A 15,221-nucleotide genomic window follows, 5' to 3' on the forward strand; every position below is an offset into this window, starting at 1 on the left:
TCAGGCGAGTCTGTCGATTTCTTCGCGGCTCAGCCCGCCGGGGACGAGGTAGAGCGGGCAGGGCAATTGTCCTGCATGCGCTGCGAAATGCGTCACCAGCGGGCCGGAGCCGCCTTCGGCATGCGTCGCCAATACCAGCGCGGCGATATTGCCGTGCTCGTCGATATATTTGCGGATAACATCGGCGGGTGAGCCCGGCCGCACCGCGATAGTGGGCATTTTGCCGCTTTCGGCAAAGATGTTGCCTGCGGCGGAATTGGCCATCACTTCGGCGCGCTCGCGTGCTTCCTGCTCGATCGTCGCCTGCACGCCGCCGAAGGCGTTGAAGGTCTGCTGCGGCACCAGCGCAAGGATATGCACCGATCCGCCGGTTTTTTGCGCGCGGAGCGACGCGAACCGCAAGGCCTGCTTGGCCTCCTCGGTCTCGTCCATCACGACAAGGTATGTGCGCATAATTGCTCCCGGATCCCTGCGCGCGGGTTACCCGTAAATTCGTATTCTGTGCAAGGACCTTGCAGCGCAAGGGCATCTTCGGCAGAGGTCGCGACACAACTCTCTCCCCAGCGAGGACGTAACGTCAGACCATGCCCACGCCGATCAAGATGCCCGCCCTGTCGCCCACCATGGAGGAAGGCACACTCGCCAAATGGCTGGTGAAGCCGGGAGACAAGGTCGAGGCCGGCGATATCATGGCCGAGATCGAAACCGACAAGGCGACGATGGAATTCGAAGCGGTCGATGAAGGCACGATTGCCTCGATTGCGGTCGAAGAAGGCGCCGAGGGCGTGAAGGTCGGCACGGTCATCGCCATGCTTGCCGAAGAGGGCGAGGATCTGGACGAAGCCGCTGCTGCTGCGCCTGCGGAGACGAAGAGCGAAGCGGAAAGCGAAACCGAACCCACTCCCGCTCAGCCTGAAGATAAAGACGTCGTCCCAGCGCAAGCTGGGACCGCCAACGGGCCCGCTCAACCGAAAGCGACCCCAGCTTCCGCTGGGGTGACGGGCAAGGATCGCATCATCGCCTCGCCGCTCGCGCGCCGGATCGCCGAACAGAAGGGCGTGGATCTTGCGGACGTGACCGGCTCCGGCCCGCGCGGCCGGATCATCAAGGCCGATGTCGAAGGGCTCGAAGCCGGGGCAGCTCCCGCCAAAGCCGAAGCGTCTGCGCCCGCGGCCAGCGCGCCGCCCAAGCCCGCGACGCTCGGCGGCGATCTCGATGCGCCCTATGAAGCGACCAAGCTCAACAATGTCCGCAAGGTCATCGCGCGCCGCCTGACCGAGGCCAAGCAGACGATCCCGCATATCTACCTCACCGTCGATGTCCGGCTCGATGCGCTGCTTGACCTGCGCAAGCAACTCAATGCCAGCCTCGAGGCGGACGGCGTGAAGCTGTCGGTCAACGATCTGCTGATCAAGGCGCTCGCCCGCGCGCTCCAGCGCGTTCCCGCCTGCAATGTCAGCTTCCAGGGTGACGAGCTTTACCAGTACGCCCGCGAGGATATCTCAGTCGCAGTCGCCGCGCCCTCGGGTCTGATCACCCCGATCATCCGCGACGCGGGCAAGAAAGGCCTCGCGCAGATCAGCACCGAGATGAAGGAGCTGGCAACCAAGGCGAAGGACAACAAGCTACAGCCGCAGGAATACCAGGGCGGCACCGCCAGCCTGTCCAATCTCGGCATGTTCGGCACCAAGCAGTTCGACGCGGTGATCAACCCGCCGCAGGCGATGATCCTCGCGGTCGGCGCAGGCGAACAGCGCCCGCATGTGATCGACGGCGCGTTGGGCGTCGCCACGGTGATGAGCGCCACCGGCAGCTTCGACCACCGCGCCATCGACGGTGCCGACGGCGCGCGACTGATGGAAGCCTTCCAGCAGCTGTGTGAAAACCCGATGGGCCTGGTGGTGTAGTTGGATGCATGAGGGACGCACCTTCTTGGCTGCTGTCGTGGCCGGGAGTGTAGCTGCGGGAGTCGCGCTTGCGGCTTTCAATGCAATTGATGCGGATCACGGAGCGGCAAATGCCGTATGGGACTTCATCAAGGAGAGCTTCGCGGCTTCATTTTTCGCGTTTCCATTCGTAGCCTTCGCAGGTGTGCTGATTGCTTTGCCAATAGCTCTATTGTTGAGACGGCTACGCATTACCTCGCTGTCGGCTTGGCTACTGGTTGGTTTCGTTTCGGGCGGAACTGTGGGCGCAGCCTTCTTGCCGGCATCCTTCTACCATGCACCATTTGGTTTTGTGACTTGTGCGGTGTCGGGTCTGGCCGCGGTCGCAGTCTGGTGGTTTCTTGCCGAGCAGCGTGTAACTAATGGTTCAGAAGAACATGACTGATCGCTCCCCCCTCATCCGGGTCACGGCCATGCCGACCGACCTCAATCCCTATGGCGGGGTATTCGGCGGGTGGCTGATGAGTCAGATGGCGCTCGGCGCCGGTTCGCTCGCAAGCCGCGAGGGGCAGGGCAAGGCGGTGGTCGTCTCGGCAACCGATTTCGCCTTTCCCGGTGCGATGCGGGTGGGTGACGAGCTGTCGGTCTATTGCGATATCGCCGCGACCGGTAACACCTCGCTCACCATCACCGCCGAAGCCATCGCCCGCGAGCGCAATGGCGAAGCCGAAACCAAGGTCGCGCAAGGCACGTTCAAATTCGTCCTGCTCGACGAAAACGACCGTCCGCGCGCGGTGGCGGAGCGGTGGGCTTGATAGGAATGTCGCAGCCCCCTCTCCCCGACCCTCTCCCGCAAGGGGAGAGGGGGATGGTGAACTCCTCTCCCCCTGCGGGAGAGGAAGGGGCCCGCCGCGCAGCGGTGGGAAGGAGAGGGGGCAAGCGCGACCTCCTTCCTCTCGCCAAACGAATGCGCCGCGCGCCGACCGAAGCGGAAACCCGCCTGTGGTCGATCCTCCGCGCTAGCAGAATGGATGGCGCCAAATTCAAGCGGCAGGAGCAGATCGGCGACTACATCGTCGACTTCGTGTGCTTTGCCGAGCGGCTGATCGTCGAAGCGGACGGGTCGCAGCATGTCGAGAACGCCGCGGATCAGGCGCGCGATTCCTGGCTCAAATCGCAAGGCTTTCGGATCCTGCGGTTCTGGAATGACGATATCCTGCGCGACACCGATGCGGTGGGCGACTCCATCCATGCTGCGCTTCGGCCCCCTCTCCCCAACCCCTCTCCCGCGAGGGGAGAGGGGCTGTGAGCGCTGTCCTACAGTGTGCCGTGCATGCGATACGCAGCCGCATGAACCGCATCCATTCCCCGTTCCGGACCGCCGTAAATCGCGCTCCCGCGCGCCACGGATTTTCTTCGCTTGGACTGTGTAACACCCGGTCCATGTCTGCGACCAAACGAGAGAATACAGAGACGAATCATGGCTGACACCAATTACGACGTCATCGTGCTCGGCAGCGGCCCGGGCGGCTATGTCGCTGCGATCCGCTGCGCGCAGCTGGGGCTCAAGACCGCCATCGTCGAGCGCGAACTGCTCGGCGGCATCTGCCTCAACTGGGGCTGCATCCCGACCAAGGCGCTGCTGCGCTCGGCGGAGATCCTGCATTATGCGCAGCACGCCAAGGATTACGGGCTCAAAATCGCGGGCGCGATCGAGGCCGATCTCGAAGCGGTGGTGAAGCGCAGCCGCGGGGTGGCGAAACAGCTCAACCAGGGCGTCACGCATCTGATGAAGAAGAACAAGATCGCGGTGCACATGGGCGAGGGCACGCTGACCGGCCCCACCAGCCTGACCGTGAAAGGCGAGAAGGGCGAGGAGAAGCTCACCGCCAAGCATGTGATCGTCGCCACCGGCGCACGCGCACGCGACCTGCCCTTCGCGCCTGCCGACGGCAAGCGCGTGTGGACCTATCGCCACGCGATGACGCCCAAGGAAATGCCGAAGAAGCTGCTGGTCATCGGCAGCGGCGCGATCGGGATCGAGTTCGCCAGCTTCTACAACGACATGGGCGTCGATGTGACCGTGGTCGAAATGCTCGACCGCGTGGTGCCGGTGGAGGACAAGGACGTCTCCGCCTTCCTCGAAAAGAGCCTCACCAAGCAGGGCATGACGATCATGACCGGCGCGGGTGTCGAGGACCTCAAGGTCACCGCCAAGGGCGTGAAGGCCAAGATCAAGGACAGCAAGGGCAAGGTCAGCGAGACCGAATTCAGCCATTGCATCACTGCGATCGGCATCGTCCCCAACACCGAAAATGTGGGGCTGGAAAAGCTGGCCGATATGGACCGCGGCTTCATCCAGATCGACGATTACGGGCGCACCAAGTCCAAGGGCCTGTGGGCCATCGGCGACTGCACGCCGGGCCCGTGGCTGGCGCATAAGGCAAGCCATGAAGGTGTCACCACCGCCGAGGCCATCGCCAAGGAGCTGGGCAATAAGGATGTCCACCCGCACCCGCTCGACCGCGCCAACATCCCGGGCTGCACCTATTGCCACCCGCAGATCGCCAGCGTCGGCCTGACCGAGGCCAAGGCGAAGGAGGCCGGCCATGAAGTCAAGGCGGGGACCTTCCCCTTCATCGGCAATGGCAAGGCGATCGCGCTGGGCGAGGCCGACGGCTTCGTGAAGACCGTGTTCGATGCCAAGACCGGCGAGCTGCTCGGCGCCCATATGGTCGGCGCCGAGGTGACCGAGATGATCCAGGGCTTCGTCGTCGGCAAGACGCTTGAAACGACCGAGGCCGAGCTGATGCAGACCATCTTCCCGCATCCGACGATCAGCGAATCGATGCATGAAAGCGTGCTTGCGAGCTATGGGCGCGCGCTCCATATCTGAAGCCTGACACGCGCCGACGCGCGAGGGGGATGACAGCGTGACCGGTTTCCTGATCCTCGCCTTCCTGATCCTGATCGCGGGGGTGCTCGCGGTGCCGCTCGCCACGCGGATCGGGCTGGGATCGGTGCTTGGCTACCTGCTCGCCGGCATGGCGATCTCGCCGCTGCTCGCCGCACTGTCGGTCGATGTCGAGGCGCTGCAGGTCTTCGCCGAATTCGGCGTGGTGATGATGCTGTTCATCATCGGACTGGAGATGGAGCCGCGGCGGCTGTGGGCCATGCGTGGCAAGCTCACCTGGCTGGGCGGCGGGCAAGTACTGCTGACCACGCTGGTGCTCACGGGGATCGCGCTGCTGGCAGACCAGCGCTGGCAGACCGCGCTGGCGATCGGCATGGTGCTGGCACTCAGTTCGACCGCGATCATCGTCCAGACGCTGACCGAGAAGGGGCTGCTCAAGACCGAGGGCGGCGAGGCGAGCTTCTCGGTGCTGCTGGTGCAGGACGTCGCGGTCATTCCCATCCTCGCGCTGGTACCGCTGCTCGCGCTGCCCGACCTCGCCGGTGCTGCAGGCGCACATGCGGGGGAGGGCGCGCATGGCGGGATCGACTTCACCGCGCATATGTCGGGCTGGCTGGCTGCAGCTACCCGGATCGGCGCGGTGGCCGGGGTCATCGCGATCGGCATCTTCGCGATCCGCCCGCTGTTCCGCTACATCGCTAAGGCGCAGCTGCGCGAACTGTTCACCGCCGCCGCGCTGGTCGTGGTGATCGGGATCGCGTTACTGATGTCGCTGGTGGGGCTCTCGCCCGCGCTCGGCGCCTTCATCGCGGGCGTCGTGCTTGCCACCAGCGAATACCGGCACGAGCTGGAAAGCGACATCAACCCGTTCAAGGGGCTGCTGCTCGGGCTGTTCTTCATCACCGTTGGCGCGGGGATCGACTTCACGCTGGCCAGCACAATCTGGGATTCGGTGGTATTCTGGGCCGCGGTGACAGTGGCAGCCAAGATGGCGGTGCTGCTGGTGGTCGGCTGGCTATACGGCCTGCGTCATCAGGCCCTCTGGCTGTTCTGTCTCAGCCTGCCGCAGGCCGGCGAATTCGCCTTCGTCCTGATCGCTTTCGCGGTTGCGAATGCCGTGTTCGAACCCGCCTTTGCCGACCAGCTCCTGCTGATCGTCGCGCTCACCATGCTGGTGACGCCGCTGCTGTTCATCCTCTACGACAAGCTCATCGCCCACGCCTACTGTGCCGGGCAGGCGGCGCGAGATGCCGATGCCATCGACGAGGAAAACCCGATCATCATCGCCGGACGCGGCCGCGTCGGCGGGATCATCGACCGGATGCTCGATGCGGCCGGACACCGCGCGACCGTGATCGACTACAACAGCGAACACCTCGAAGTGCTCAAGAAGTTCGGTGTCTCGACCTATTACGGCGATGCCACGCGGCCCGATTTGCTCGCCAGCGCGGGGATCGACCGCGCGCGCATCCTCGTCGTCGCGCTCGACGAACGCGAGCAGATCGACAAGCTGGTGCGCTATGCCTGCGCCAATTTCCCGCAATTGCACGTCGTCGCGCGCGCCAAGGACCGCGACCATGTCTACCATCTGTGGGCGATGGGCTGCCGCGATATCGTGCGCGAAACCTATGACGGCAGCCTGCGGATGGGCCGTTCGGTTTACGAGGCGCTGGGCCACGACCGCCAGTCCGCCACCGCCATGGTCGAAGCGTGGGAGGAAATGGATCGCACCTCGATGCGCGAGATCGCCGATATCTTCCGGCTCGACACGCCTTCCTACGAGAACCAGGAACTGCTCGCCAAGATCCGCGAGCTCAAGGCCGAGTGGGATCCCAAGCTGCGCGACGCGATGGACGAAATCGCCGCACGCGGACGCTAGGCGCAACTTGTCGGCATGCCGGGCGTTGAAGGGGAAAGGAGATCACCATGAGCACCCCCGAACGCGATACCCCGCAAGCCCAGGACGACGCGGCGCAGGATGCCGACGACAGCAAGACGATCAAGGATCACAAGGCGTTGCAGAACCAGTCTTCTGTCGATCCGGAGGACTATCCGAAGGGCGATCGAAAGGCGCAGTCGCTGGTCCGCAAACCGGGCGACAAGGACTGATCGGGGATCGTGGCGGAGAGGGTGGGATTCGAACCCACGAAGGGCTTGCACCCTTGCCGGTTTTCAAGACCGGTGCATTCAACCGCTCTGCCACCTCTCCGCGAGCGCGGCGCTAGCTAGTCAAATCGTCGCGCCTTGTCACGCATTTCCGGGAACAGGGACGGGTGGTTTCCCGTAAACGACGAATGACACTTGCCGTTCAGCTTCGCTCTGCGACAATCAGCGTATGATTTTCCGACGCTTGCTCGCTGCCCTCGGGGCCATCGCCCTTTCGCTCCCTGCCATCCCCGCCCAGGCACAGGAGGGGCTGAGCTTCGACGCCTACCTCCAGCTGCTGATGGCGCGCGCCCGGGCGGAAGGAGTAGGTGAAGCCACGCTCCAACGGATGACCTCGGGGCTTGCACCCAATTACCGGGTGATCGAACTCGACCGTGGCCAGCCTGGCGCACCCACGAGTACGGGCTATCCGCCGCTCGCGCCTTACATCGCCTCGCATGTCGATGCGGCGCGTATTCGCGGGGGCCGCGACGCCCGCGCAAGCTGGTCAGGATCGCTGCGCGCGATCGAGCGTGAATATGGCGTGCCCAGCGAGGTGCTGGTTGCGATCTGGGGGCATGAAACCGCCTATGGCGCGGTGAAGGGCGGGTTTGATCTGTCGCAGGCCCTGGCGACGCTCGCCTGGGAAGGGCGCCGCCGCGAGCTTTTCTCGAGCGAGTGGGTGGCGCTGATGAAGGTGGCCGACAAGGGATATTCGCGCGGCGAGCTCAAGGGTAGCTGGGCGGGCGCCTTCGGCAATCCGCAATTCCTGCCGTCGGTCTATCTGCGGCTCGCCGCCGATGGCAATGGCGATGGCCGCGCCGACATCATGAACAATGGGGCCGATGCGCTGGCCTCGATCGCGAACTACTTCCGCGATGCCGGGTGGCGCAGCGGCCAGCCCTGGGGCGTGCGCGCTTACCTGCCCTCTGGCTTCGATGTCGCCGCGCATCGCACGCGCATCGTTGCGCCGGTGTGTTCACGCGTCCACGAGAGGCACAGCGTCTACAAGACCGTGGCCGAATGGCGCGCATTGGGCGTCCAGCCTCAGCGCGCGCTCGACGAGAATACGCTCGTCACGCTGTTCCAGCCCGACGGTCCGGGAACACCGGCCTGGCTCTTAACCTCGAATTATCGGGTGATCCTCGAGTATAATTGCTCGAACTATTACGCGATGAGTGTAGGGCTGCTGGCCGATGAAATTGCCAATTAGGATATCTCTCGCCTCGGTCGCGGGTCTCGCGCTGCTCAGCCTCGGTGCCTGCGCAAGCACGGCGCAGACCGCTCCCGGTTCGACCGCGCGCTCGATCGCGAACGGACCAGCGGCGGATTATCCGGTGGTGGTGGGCGATCCGTTTACCGTGGACGGGGTCACCTACACCCCCGTCGACACGATGAATTACGACCAGGTCGGCTATGCCACCGTCGATGAACCCGGCGCTGCGGGTGTCACGGGCGCGCACCGCACTTTGCCGCTGCCCAGCTATGTCGAAGTCACTGCGCTCGATACGGGGCGCACCGTGCTCGTCCGGATCGAACGGCGCGGACCGATGACCAATGACCGCCTCGTTTCACTTTCCGAAGCGGCTTTGGCGCAGCTGCGCATTGGCGAAGGTGCGCCGGTGCGGATGCGCCGGGTCAATCCGCCCGAAGAACAACGCGCGCAGCTGCGCGCCGGGGGCGAAGCGCCGCCACGCATGGATACGCCTGCGGGCCTGCTCGAAGTGCTCAAGCGCCGCCTGCCCGAGCGCGGCTCGGCGCCGCTGGGCGATGTCCGGCAAGCGCAGGTCAGTGGCATCGCGCCGGTTCCCGGTGCTATCGCCACGCTCGACCCCGACGAGGAAGCTGCGGTGGCCCCGACCCAGGACGATCCCGACAGCCCGCCGGCTCCCGCCGAAGATACCGCGGTCACCCGCCCCGAACTACCGATGGCGGTCGAGGGCGGCCCAGCGCGTGCACCGCTGATGGTCCCGGTGACCGCGGATGGGACCTACACGGTGCAACTCGGGGCCTTTTCGGTCCGCGCCAATGCCGATCGGCTGGCGCGCGAGGTGCAGGGCTATGTCGAAACCAGCGGCAATCTCGCGCTTGTCCGGGTCGGCCCCTTCGCCACCCGTGGACAGGCGGAGCAGGCGCTCGCCAAGCTGCGCGAGCGCGGTTATAGCGACGCCGAGATACGTTCACTCGATTGATACGCCGCGGCTCTCGCCCGGCCGGGAGCACACTTGCGTAACTGCCTGAATTCGCTGGCTGTATTGGCAACAGTCCTCGTCGCTTCACCGCTCGGCGCACGAAGCGCGCCCGACCCGCGGATTCCCCCCGCAGAGAATGCGCCGATCGCCTACCTGCTCGACGCGTCGAGCGGGCAGATTCTCTACGCGCGCGATATCGACCGCCGCTTCATGCCCGCTTCGATCACCAAGGTCATGACGACCTTCCTCGCCTTCGAGTGGATGGAGGAGGGGCGGCTGTTCCCGCAGCAGGTCTATGGCGTCCGGCCCGACACCTTCCGCCAGTGGCACCGCAAGGGATCGACCATGTTCCTGCCTGCCGATGCGCGGGTAACGGTCGACGATTTACTTCACGGTGTGACCACCGTCTCGGCCAATGATGGTGCCGTGGTTCTGGCCGAAGGCGCTGCCGGGTCGGTCGAAGACTGGGTCGCCGCAATGAACGCCAAGGCGCGCGATATCGGCATGGCGGACAGCCATTTCGGTACTCCCAATGGCTGGATGGACGACGGCAAGACCTTCGTCACCGCGCGCGATCTCGGGGCGCTGGCGCAGGTCATGGTGACCCGCCATCCGACGAAATACCGCCATTTCGTCGGTGCGAAGGGCCTCAAGTACAACGGGATCGAGCAACGCAATCACGACCCCATCATCGGGGTGGTGCCGGGAGCGGACGGGATCAAGACCGGCTATACCAACCAGGCAGGGTTCGGCTTCCTCGGCTCCGCGCAGCGCGACGGCCGACGGCTGGTGATGGTCGTGGCGGGTAGCCCGGGCGGGCGGGAACGCAATGCCGCCTCGCGCCAGTTCATCGAATGGGGTTTCCAGCATTTCGACAGCCGTGTGCTGTTCACCACTGGTGCGCGCATCACCAGCGCCCGCGTGCAGCAGGGCGGGGCCGACGAAGTGGGGCTTTCCGCGGCAGGTCCGGTGCGGATCTCGGTCCCCATGGGTACCGAGCCCGAGGTTTCGCTGGCGCTGCGCTATGAAGGCCCGTTGCAGGCGCCGATCGCCAAGGGTGAGGAAGTCGCCGAGCTGATCGTCTCGATCGAGGGCATGCCCGACCACCGTGTCCCGCTTGTAGCCAGCGAGGAGGTGCTTGAGGCAACCATGCTTCAGCGCGTCTTCAATGCCATGCGGAGCTGGGTCGCGTGACCCGCGGGGCATTCATCGCCTTCGAGGGCGGGGAGGGCATGGGCAAGTCCACCCAGGCGCGCCTGCTTGCCGACCACCTGCGCGAACAGGGCCACGAGGTCGAACTGACGCGCGAACCGGGGGGTACGCCGGGAGCCGAAGCGATCCGCGCCTTGCTTCTGACGCCGCCGGGCGAGGGGTGGACGCTGGAGGCAGAAGCACTGCTGTTCGCCGCTGCGCGCGCCGATCATGTCGCGCGCCGGATCAAACCTGCGCTCGATGCGGGCGCCTGGGTGGTGTGTGACCGTTTCCTCGATTCAAGCCGCGCCTACCAGGGGATGGCCGGGGGGCTTGGGAACGCCAGTGTCACCGCGCTGCATGAAATCGGCAGCGCGGGCCTGGTCCCCGATCTGACGATCGTCATCGACGTCCCACCGGCAGATGTCGCAGCACGTCTCGCGCAGCGCGACGGCGCCACCAGCGACGCGATCGGCGGGCGCGCGGCCGATTATCACGCCTCGGTCAACGCCGCCTTCCTCGAGTTCGCACGCAGCGAGCCTGAACGCTTCGCGATCGTCGATGGCAATGGAACGGTCGAACAGGTCCACCAGCGCGTTCTCGGTGCCGCTATGCAGCACTTCGGGACCCCCTCCTAATGCTACTCGGTCACGAAACCGCCTGGCACGAATGGCGCGAAGCGCTTGGCGGCGAGCGGATGCATCATGCCTGGTTGCTCGCCGGTCGTCGGGGGCTAGGGAAAGCCAGCTTTGCGCTCGACGCAGCCCGAGCTCTGGTAGGCGCAGGCGAGAGTGGCCCAGCGCATCATCCCGATATCCACACGCTGACCTACGGACCCAAGGACGATAAGGAAGAGCGCAAGCGCGCCGACGGCAAGCCGTTCGAGCAGGCGCGCAGTATCCGGATCGCGCAAATTCGCGCCATGCAGACCCGTCTCAGCACGCGACCAACCTTGGGCGACCGCCGCGCGATCATCATCGATCCCGCCGACGACCTCGAGCGGAACGCGGCCAATGCGCTACTCAAGAGCCTGGAGGAACCACCGGTGGGTACATTCTTCCTGCTGGTCGCCCACAGTCCCGCGCGGCTGCTGCCGACGATCCGCTCGCGCTGCCGTGTGCTCCGCTTCCCGACGATCCCCGACAGCGACATGGATCGCCTGCTTGCCGATCTGGCGACCGATGCGGACGATTTGACCCGCGCGGCGGCCATCGCCGCGGCAGCCGGGTCTCCCGGCGCAGCGCTCCAGTTCGTCGACATGGAACTCGGCAAGGTCGCACAGGCGATGCGCAACATTCTCGACCGCGGCGATCCCGATTTCCAGCTACGCGGCACACTGGCGGGACTGATCGGCGCGCGGCCCGACCGCGACCGGATTCGCGCCGTTCTTGAACTGGCGCGCTCGGTCGTCGCGCAACGGCTCGACCCCGGCCTCGCCGATCCGCGCCCGGTGATCGATACGCATAGCGAGCTGGTCCGGCTCACCGGCGAACAGCCGACCTATAATTTCGACGCCGGATTGCTCGCGATGGAAATCGGCACCTTGCTCGCCAACGCCGCTACGGCTAGCGAGCGGGCCGATGGCTGAACCCTATTATCTGACGACCGCGATCCACTATCCCAATGGCAAGCCGCATATCGGCCATGCCTATGAGACGATCGCGGCCGATGTAATCGCCCGCTTCCAGCGCCTGCAGGGGCGCGAGGTACGCTTCCAGACCGGCACCGACGAGCACGGGCTCAAGATGGCGCAGAAAGCGCGCGACCTGGGGGTTACCCCCCGCGAATTGGCCGATGAAATGTCGGGATATTTCAGGGAGCTGTTCGACGTATTGAACATCTCCTATGATCGCTTTATCCGCACCACCGATGCCGATCACCACCGCGCGAGCCAGGCGATCTGGCAGGCGATGGAAGCCAAGGGCGATCTCTATCTCGATCGCTATGAGGGGTGGTACTCGATCCGCGACGAAGCCTATTACGACGAGAAGGAACTGGTCGAAGGCGAGGGCGGGCAAAAGCTGTCGCCGCAGGGCACGCCGGTTGAATGGACCGAGGAAGAAACCTGGTTCTTCCGCCTGTCGAATTATGCCGAGCCCTTGCTCGAACTGCTCGCCAAGCCCGGCTTCATCGAGCCCGCGAGCCGGCGCAATGAAATGATCGCCTTCGTCGAGCGCGGACTGCAGGATCTGTCCGTCAGCCGGACCAGCTTCGACTGGGGCGTGAAAGTCCCCGGCGACGATGCGCATGTGATGTATGTCTGGGTCGATGCGCTGACCAATTACATCACCGGGGTCGGCTATCCCGATGGCGGCGAGATGTGGGAGAAATTCTGGCCCGCCGACTTGCACCTGATCGGCAAGGACATCGTCCGGTTCCACACGATCTACTGGCCCGCCTTCCTGATGAGCGCCGATCTACCCTTGCCGAAGAAGGTGTTCGGGCACGGCTTCCTGCTCAACCGCGGCGTCAAGGAATCGAAATCGGCGGGCAATGTTACCGACCCGATGGAACTCGCCGAGACATTCGGCGTCGACGCGCTGCGGTACTTCCTGATGGCCGAGGTTACCTTCGGGCAGGATGGGAGCTATTCGGCAGAAGCGCTTGTAAACAAGGTGAATGCCGAACTCGCCAACAGCTTTGGGAACCTCGCGCAGCGCACGCTGTCGATGATCGTCAAGAATATGGACGGCAAGCTTGAAAGCTTCACCCCGGCAGCTGACGACAGGGCTCTGCTGGCCAAGGTCGGCGAAGCTTGCGCCGAAATCCTGCCGCGCGAATTCGAGCAGCTGGCGTTCTCGGTTGGGATCGAAGCCTGGCTCAAGGCGGTCTATGCCTGCAATGCCTATGTCGACGAACAGGCTCCCTGGGCGCTCAAGAAGACCGACCCTGAGCGGATGACGGCCGTGCTGCAGACGCTCTTCATCGCCATCCGCGATCTGGCGATCGCCATCCAGCCCGTGATCCCCGAGAAGGCCGGCGCTGTGCTCGACCAATTGGGCATTGCGGGTGACCGCCGGAACTACGCCGATCTTGCGAATGCGGAATGGTTCGAGAGTCTTGCCGCTACGGGCCATACGATCGACAAACCGACCCCCGTCTTCCCGCGGTTGGAGCTGGTGCAAGAGGAGGCGGCCTGATGCTTGTCGATAGCCATTGCCATCTCGAATACGAAGGCCTGGTCGAAGATCAATCCGAAGCGCTCGACCGGGCGCGGGGGGCAGGGGTGGAAGCCTTTCTCAACATTTCCACCAAGCGGGCCGAATGGGACCAGGTCGTCGGGACTGCGCAGGCGAAACCGGACGTCTTCGCCAGCGTGGGCATCCATCCGCATAATGCCGACGATCATCTCGACCTGACGCGCGCCGAATTGCTCGAGGCCACGCGCGATCCCAATGTTATCGGGATCGGGGAAACCGGGCTCGACTATTATTACGACCATTCCGACCGCGAAGCGCAGCAGCGGCTGTTCCGGCTGCATATTGACGTCGCGCGCGAAGTGCAGCTCCCCGTCATCATCCATACGCGCGATGCCGAGGCCGATACGCTGGCGATCCTCGAAGACGAGCTGGGGAAGGGCGCCTTCCCCGCGCTGATCCACTGCTTCACCGCCTCGGCCGAATTCGGTGAGCGTGTGCTCGACCTCGGATTGTCGGTTTCGATCTCGGGCATCGTGACCTTCAAGAATGCCAAGGACTTGCAGACCTTCGCCAAGGATATCCCGCAAGATCGGCTGCTGGTCGAAACCGACAGCCCGTTCCTCGCGCCCGTTCCGCACCGCGGCAGGCCGTGTGAGCCGGGCTTCGTCCGCGACACCGCGCAATTCCTTGCCGATCTGCGCGGGGAAAGCCTTGAGAGCCTGGCGGGCTATACGACACGTAACTTCTACGCGCTCTTCAGCAAGGCGGCCGCGTGAAGGTACTGATGCTTGGCTCGGGCACCTCCACCGGGGTGCCGCGGATTGGCAATGACTGGGGCGAGTGCGATCCCGCCGAACCGCGCAACCGGCGCTCGCGCGTTTCGGTGATCGTCGAAAACGACGCCGGCCAGAAGATCCTTGTCGACACCTCGACCGATCTGCGTGCGCAATTGCTCGGCAACAATATCGAGAAGGTCGATGCGGTCTTCTGGACGCATGACCATGCCGATCATTGCCACGGGATCGATGATCTGCGCGTCATGCGCTACGATCGCAGCAATCCCTTGCCGGGCTTCGCGAGCAGCGTGACCTGTGAACGCCTGCGGCGGCGGTTCGACTATGTCTTCGAAGGCCAGTTCGGTTATCCAACCATGGTATCGCTCAAAGATATCAAGGACGTTCAACTGGTTGCGGGCTTTTCTTTCGATCATGTCGAAATGCCGCACGGCCCGGTGACGAGTACGGGGTTCCGGTTCGATGCCGATGGAAAATCAATCGTTTATGCGACCGATTTCAGCGAGATAACGCCTGCCATGGTCCGATGCTTCTCGGGCGCCGATATCCTCGTGGTCGATTGTCTGCGCAGGCGTCCGCATCCAACGCATGCGCATCTCGACATGGCCATCGATTTGGCGCGCAAGGCTAAGGTCAAGCGGACCGTGTTGACGCATATGGACAAGAGCATGGATTACCGCAGCCTATGCGCGGACGTGCCGGACCATGTGACGGTCGGCTTCGACGGATTGGAGATGACCGCGTGAACGAACACCAGATTGTCTCGCTGATTTCGCTTACGGGCTTCCTGATCCTGGTTGCCGCCGGCTTTCGTGCGCGCGAGCTTGGCTGGAGGAAGGGCTTTTTCATGGCTGGTGCGTGGGCAGGCATATTCGCGGTGGTGATCCTGTTCATCGATCTCGCGCGCTAAAACCGCTCTTAATTTAACATAATATATATTATCACACCGGTATTCGCGT

The 15,221-nt window shown here is 64.3% G+C and carries 17 protein-coding genes and 1 tRNA gene; 16 read left to right on the forward strand and 2 right to left on the reverse strand.

Annotated features, from left to right (window positions below; all coding sequences use genetic code 11):
• Positions 1 to 453, reverse strand: a complete 453-nt coding sequence (locus N6L26_RS04475) for a universal stress protein (RefSeq protein ID WP_263606834.1) — start codon at positions 451 to 453, stop codon at positions 1 to 3.
• Between the two features lie 131 nt (positions 454 to 584).
• Here N6L26_RS04475 and N6L26_RS04480 point away from each other — a divergent pair, with 131 nt between their 5' ends.
• From N6L26_RS04480 to N6L26_RS04510, 7 genes are all read left to right on the forward strand, one after another.
• Positions 585 to 1,907, forward strand: a complete 1,323-nt coding sequence (locus tag N6L26_RS04480) for a pyruvate dehydrogenase complex dihydrolipoamide acetyltransferase (RefSeq protein WP_263606835.1) — start codon at positions 585 to 587, stop codon at positions 1,905 to 1,907.
• Between the two features lie 25 nt (positions 1,908 to 1,932).
• Positions 1,933 to 2,331: a hypothetical protein gene (locus tag N6L26_RS04485; protein ID WP_263606836.1), complete on the forward strand. Its 399-nt coding sequence runs from the start codon at positions 1,933 to 1,935 to the stop codon at positions 2,329 to 2,331.
• Entirely contained in the window at positions 2,324 to 2,701 is a 378-nt protein-coding gene (locus N6L26_RS04490; protein WP_263606837.1) for an acyl-CoA thioesterase, read from the forward strand. The genes N6L26_RS04485 and N6L26_RS04490 overlap by 8 nt, the downstream gene beginning before the upstream one ends.
• 53 nt (positions 2,702 to 2,754) lie before the next feature.
• Positions 2,755 to 3,195 carry an endonuclease domain-containing protein gene (locus N6L26_RS04495; protein ID WP_263606838.1) on the forward strand — a complete coding sequence of 147 codons (441 nt, stop codon included), beginning with the start codon at positions 2,755 to 2,757 and terminating at the stop codon, positions 3,193 to 3,195.
• 171 nt (positions 3,196 to 3,366) lie between these two features.
• Complete coding sequence (gene lpdA, locus N6L26_RS04500; protein WP_263606839.1) at positions 3,367 to 4,782, forward strand: dihydrolipoyl dehydrogenase; 1,416 nt, start codon at positions 3,367 to 3,369, stop codon at positions 4,780 to 4,782.
• 37 nt (positions 4,783 to 4,819) lie between these two features.
• Positions 4,820 to 6,679 carry a cation:proton antiporter gene (locus N6L26_RS04505; RefSeq protein WP_263606840.1) on the forward strand — a complete coding sequence of 620 codons (1,860 nt, stop codon included), beginning with the start codon at positions 4,820 to 4,822 and terminating at the stop codon, positions 6,677 to 6,679.
• 47 nt (positions 6,680 to 6,726) lie between these two features.
• On the forward strand, positions 6,727 to 6,909 hold the full coding sequence (locus tag N6L26_RS04510) for a hypothetical protein (protein ID WP_263606841.1): 183 nt from the start codon (positions 6,727 to 6,729) through the stop codon (positions 6,907 to 6,909).
• A 10-nt stretch (positions 6,910 to 6,919) separates the two neighbouring features.
• Here N6L26_RS04510 and N6L26_RS04515 read toward each other — a convergent pair.
• Positions 6,920 to 7,009, reverse strand: a tRNA-Ser gene (locus N6L26_RS04515).
• Positions 7,010 to 7,135: 126 nt separating this feature from the next.
• On the opposite strand from N6L26_RS04515, the gene N6L26_RS04520 reads away from it, so the two are divergent.
• From N6L26_RS04520 to N6L26_RS04560, 9 genes are read left to right on the forward strand one after another with little or no spacing between them, the layout of a single operon-like run.
• Complete coding sequence (locus N6L26_RS04520) at positions 7,136 to 8,158, forward strand: lytic transglycosylase domain-containing protein (RefSeq protein ID WP_263606842.1); 1,023 nt, start codon at positions 7,136 to 7,138, stop codon at positions 8,156 to 8,158.
• Positions 8,142 to 9,137 carry an SPOR domain-containing protein gene (locus N6L26_RS04525; protein WP_263606843.1) on the forward strand — a complete coding sequence of 332 codons (996 nt, stop codon included), beginning with the start codon at positions 8,142 to 8,144 and terminating at the stop codon, positions 9,135 to 9,137. Before N6L26_RS04520 ends, N6L26_RS04525 begins: the two co-directional genes overlap by 17 nt.
• Positions 9,138 to 9,170: 33 nt before the next feature.
• Positions 9,171 to 10,331, forward strand: coding sequence for a D-alanyl-D-alanine carboxypeptidase family protein (locus tag N6L26_RS04530; RefSeq protein WP_263606844.1), 1,161 nt, complete (start codon positions 9,171 to 9,173; stop codon positions 10,329 to 10,331).
• Entirely contained in the window at positions 10,328 to 10,966 is a 639-nt protein-coding gene (gene tmk, locus N6L26_RS04535; RefSeq protein ID WP_263606845.1) for a dTMP kinase, read from the forward strand. Before N6L26_RS04530 ends, tmk begins: the two co-directional genes overlap by 4 nt.
• Positions 10,966 to 11,916 carry a DNA polymerase III subunit delta' gene (locus tag N6L26_RS04540; protein WP_263606846.1) on the forward strand — a complete coding sequence of 317 codons (951 nt, stop codon included), beginning with the start codon at positions 10,966 to 10,968 and terminating at the stop codon, positions 11,914 to 11,916. The genes tmk and N6L26_RS04540 overlap by 1 nt, the downstream gene beginning before the upstream one ends.
• On the forward strand, positions 11,909 to 13,468 hold the full coding sequence (metG, locus tag N6L26_RS04545) for a methionine--tRNA ligase (RefSeq protein WP_263606847.1): 1,560 nt from the start codon (positions 11,909 to 11,911) through the stop codon (positions 13,466 to 13,468). Before N6L26_RS04540 ends, metG begins: the two co-directional genes overlap by 8 nt.
• On the forward strand, positions 13,468 to 14,244 hold the full coding sequence (locus tag N6L26_RS04550; RefSeq protein ID WP_263606848.1) for a TatD family hydrolase: 777 nt from the start codon (positions 13,468 to 13,470) through the stop codon (positions 14,242 to 14,244). Before metG ends, N6L26_RS04550 begins: the two co-directional genes overlap by 1 nt.
• Positions 14,241 to 15,008 carry an MBL fold metallo-hydrolase gene (locus N6L26_RS04555; RefSeq protein ID WP_263606849.1) on the forward strand — a complete coding sequence of 256 codons (768 nt, stop codon included), beginning with the start codon at positions 14,241 to 14,243 and terminating at the stop codon, positions 15,006 to 15,008. The genes N6L26_RS04550 and N6L26_RS04555 overlap by 4 nt, the downstream gene beginning before the upstream one ends.
• A complete protein-coding gene (locus N6L26_RS04560) occupies positions 15,005 to 15,172 on the forward strand; it encodes a hypothetical protein (RefSeq protein WP_263606850.1) in 168 nt (55 codons plus the stop codon). Before N6L26_RS04555 ends, N6L26_RS04560 begins: the two co-directional genes overlap by 4 nt.
• Positions 15,173 to 15,221 lie beyond the last annotated feature (49 nt).

The sequence above is a fragment of the Qipengyuania sp. SS22 genome (assembly GCF_025736935.1).
In the GTDB taxonomy this organism is placed as follows: domain Bacteria; phylum Pseudomonadota; class Alphaproteobacteria; order Sphingomonadales; family Sphingomonadaceae; genus Qipengyuania.

Bases quoted from the DNA above. Each gene is read 5' to 3' on its own strand.
- N6L26_RS04475 (WP_263606834.1), bottom strand. From the start codon at position 453: ATGCGCACATACCTTGTCGTGATGGACGAGACCGAGGAGGCCAAGCAG.
- N6L26_RS04480 (WP_263606835.1), top strand. From the start codon at position 585: ATGCCCACGCCGATCAAGATGCCCGCCCTGTCGCCCACCATGGAGGAA.
- N6L26_RS04490 (WP_263606837.1), top strand. From the start codon at position 2,324: ATGACTGATCGCTCCCCCCTCATCCGGGTCACGGCCATGCCGACCGAC.
- N6L26_RS04495 (WP_263606838.1), top strand. From the start codon at position 2,755: ATGGTGAACTCCTCTCCCCCTGCGGGAGAGGAAGGGGCCCGCCGCGCA.
- lpdA (WP_263606839.1), top strand. From the start codon at position 3,367: ATGGCTGACACCAATTACGACGTCATCGTGCTCGGCAGCGGCCCGGGC.
- N6L26_RS04510 (WP_263606841.1), top strand. From the start codon at position 6,727: ATGAGCACCCCCGAACGCGATACCCCGCAAGCCCAGGACGACGCGGCG.
- N6L26_RS04520 (WP_263606842.1), top strand. From the start codon at position 7,136: ATGATTTTCCGACGCTTGCTCGCTGCCCTCGGGGCCATCGCCCTTTCG.
- N6L26_RS04525 (WP_263606843.1), top strand. From the start codon at position 8,142: ATGAAATTGCCAATTAGGATATCTCTCGCCTCGGTCGCGGGTCTCGCG.
- N6L26_RS04540 (WP_263606846.1), top strand. From the start codon at position 10,966: ATGCTACTCGGTCACGAAACCGCCTGGCACGAATGGCGCGAAGCGCTT.
- metG (WP_263606847.1), top strand. From the start codon at position 11,909: ATGGCTGAACCCTATTATCTGACGACCGCGATCCACTATCCCAATGGC.
- N6L26_RS04550 (WP_263606848.1), top strand. From the start codon at position 13,468: ATGCTTGTCGATAGCCATTGCCATCTCGAATACGAAGGCCTGGTCGAA.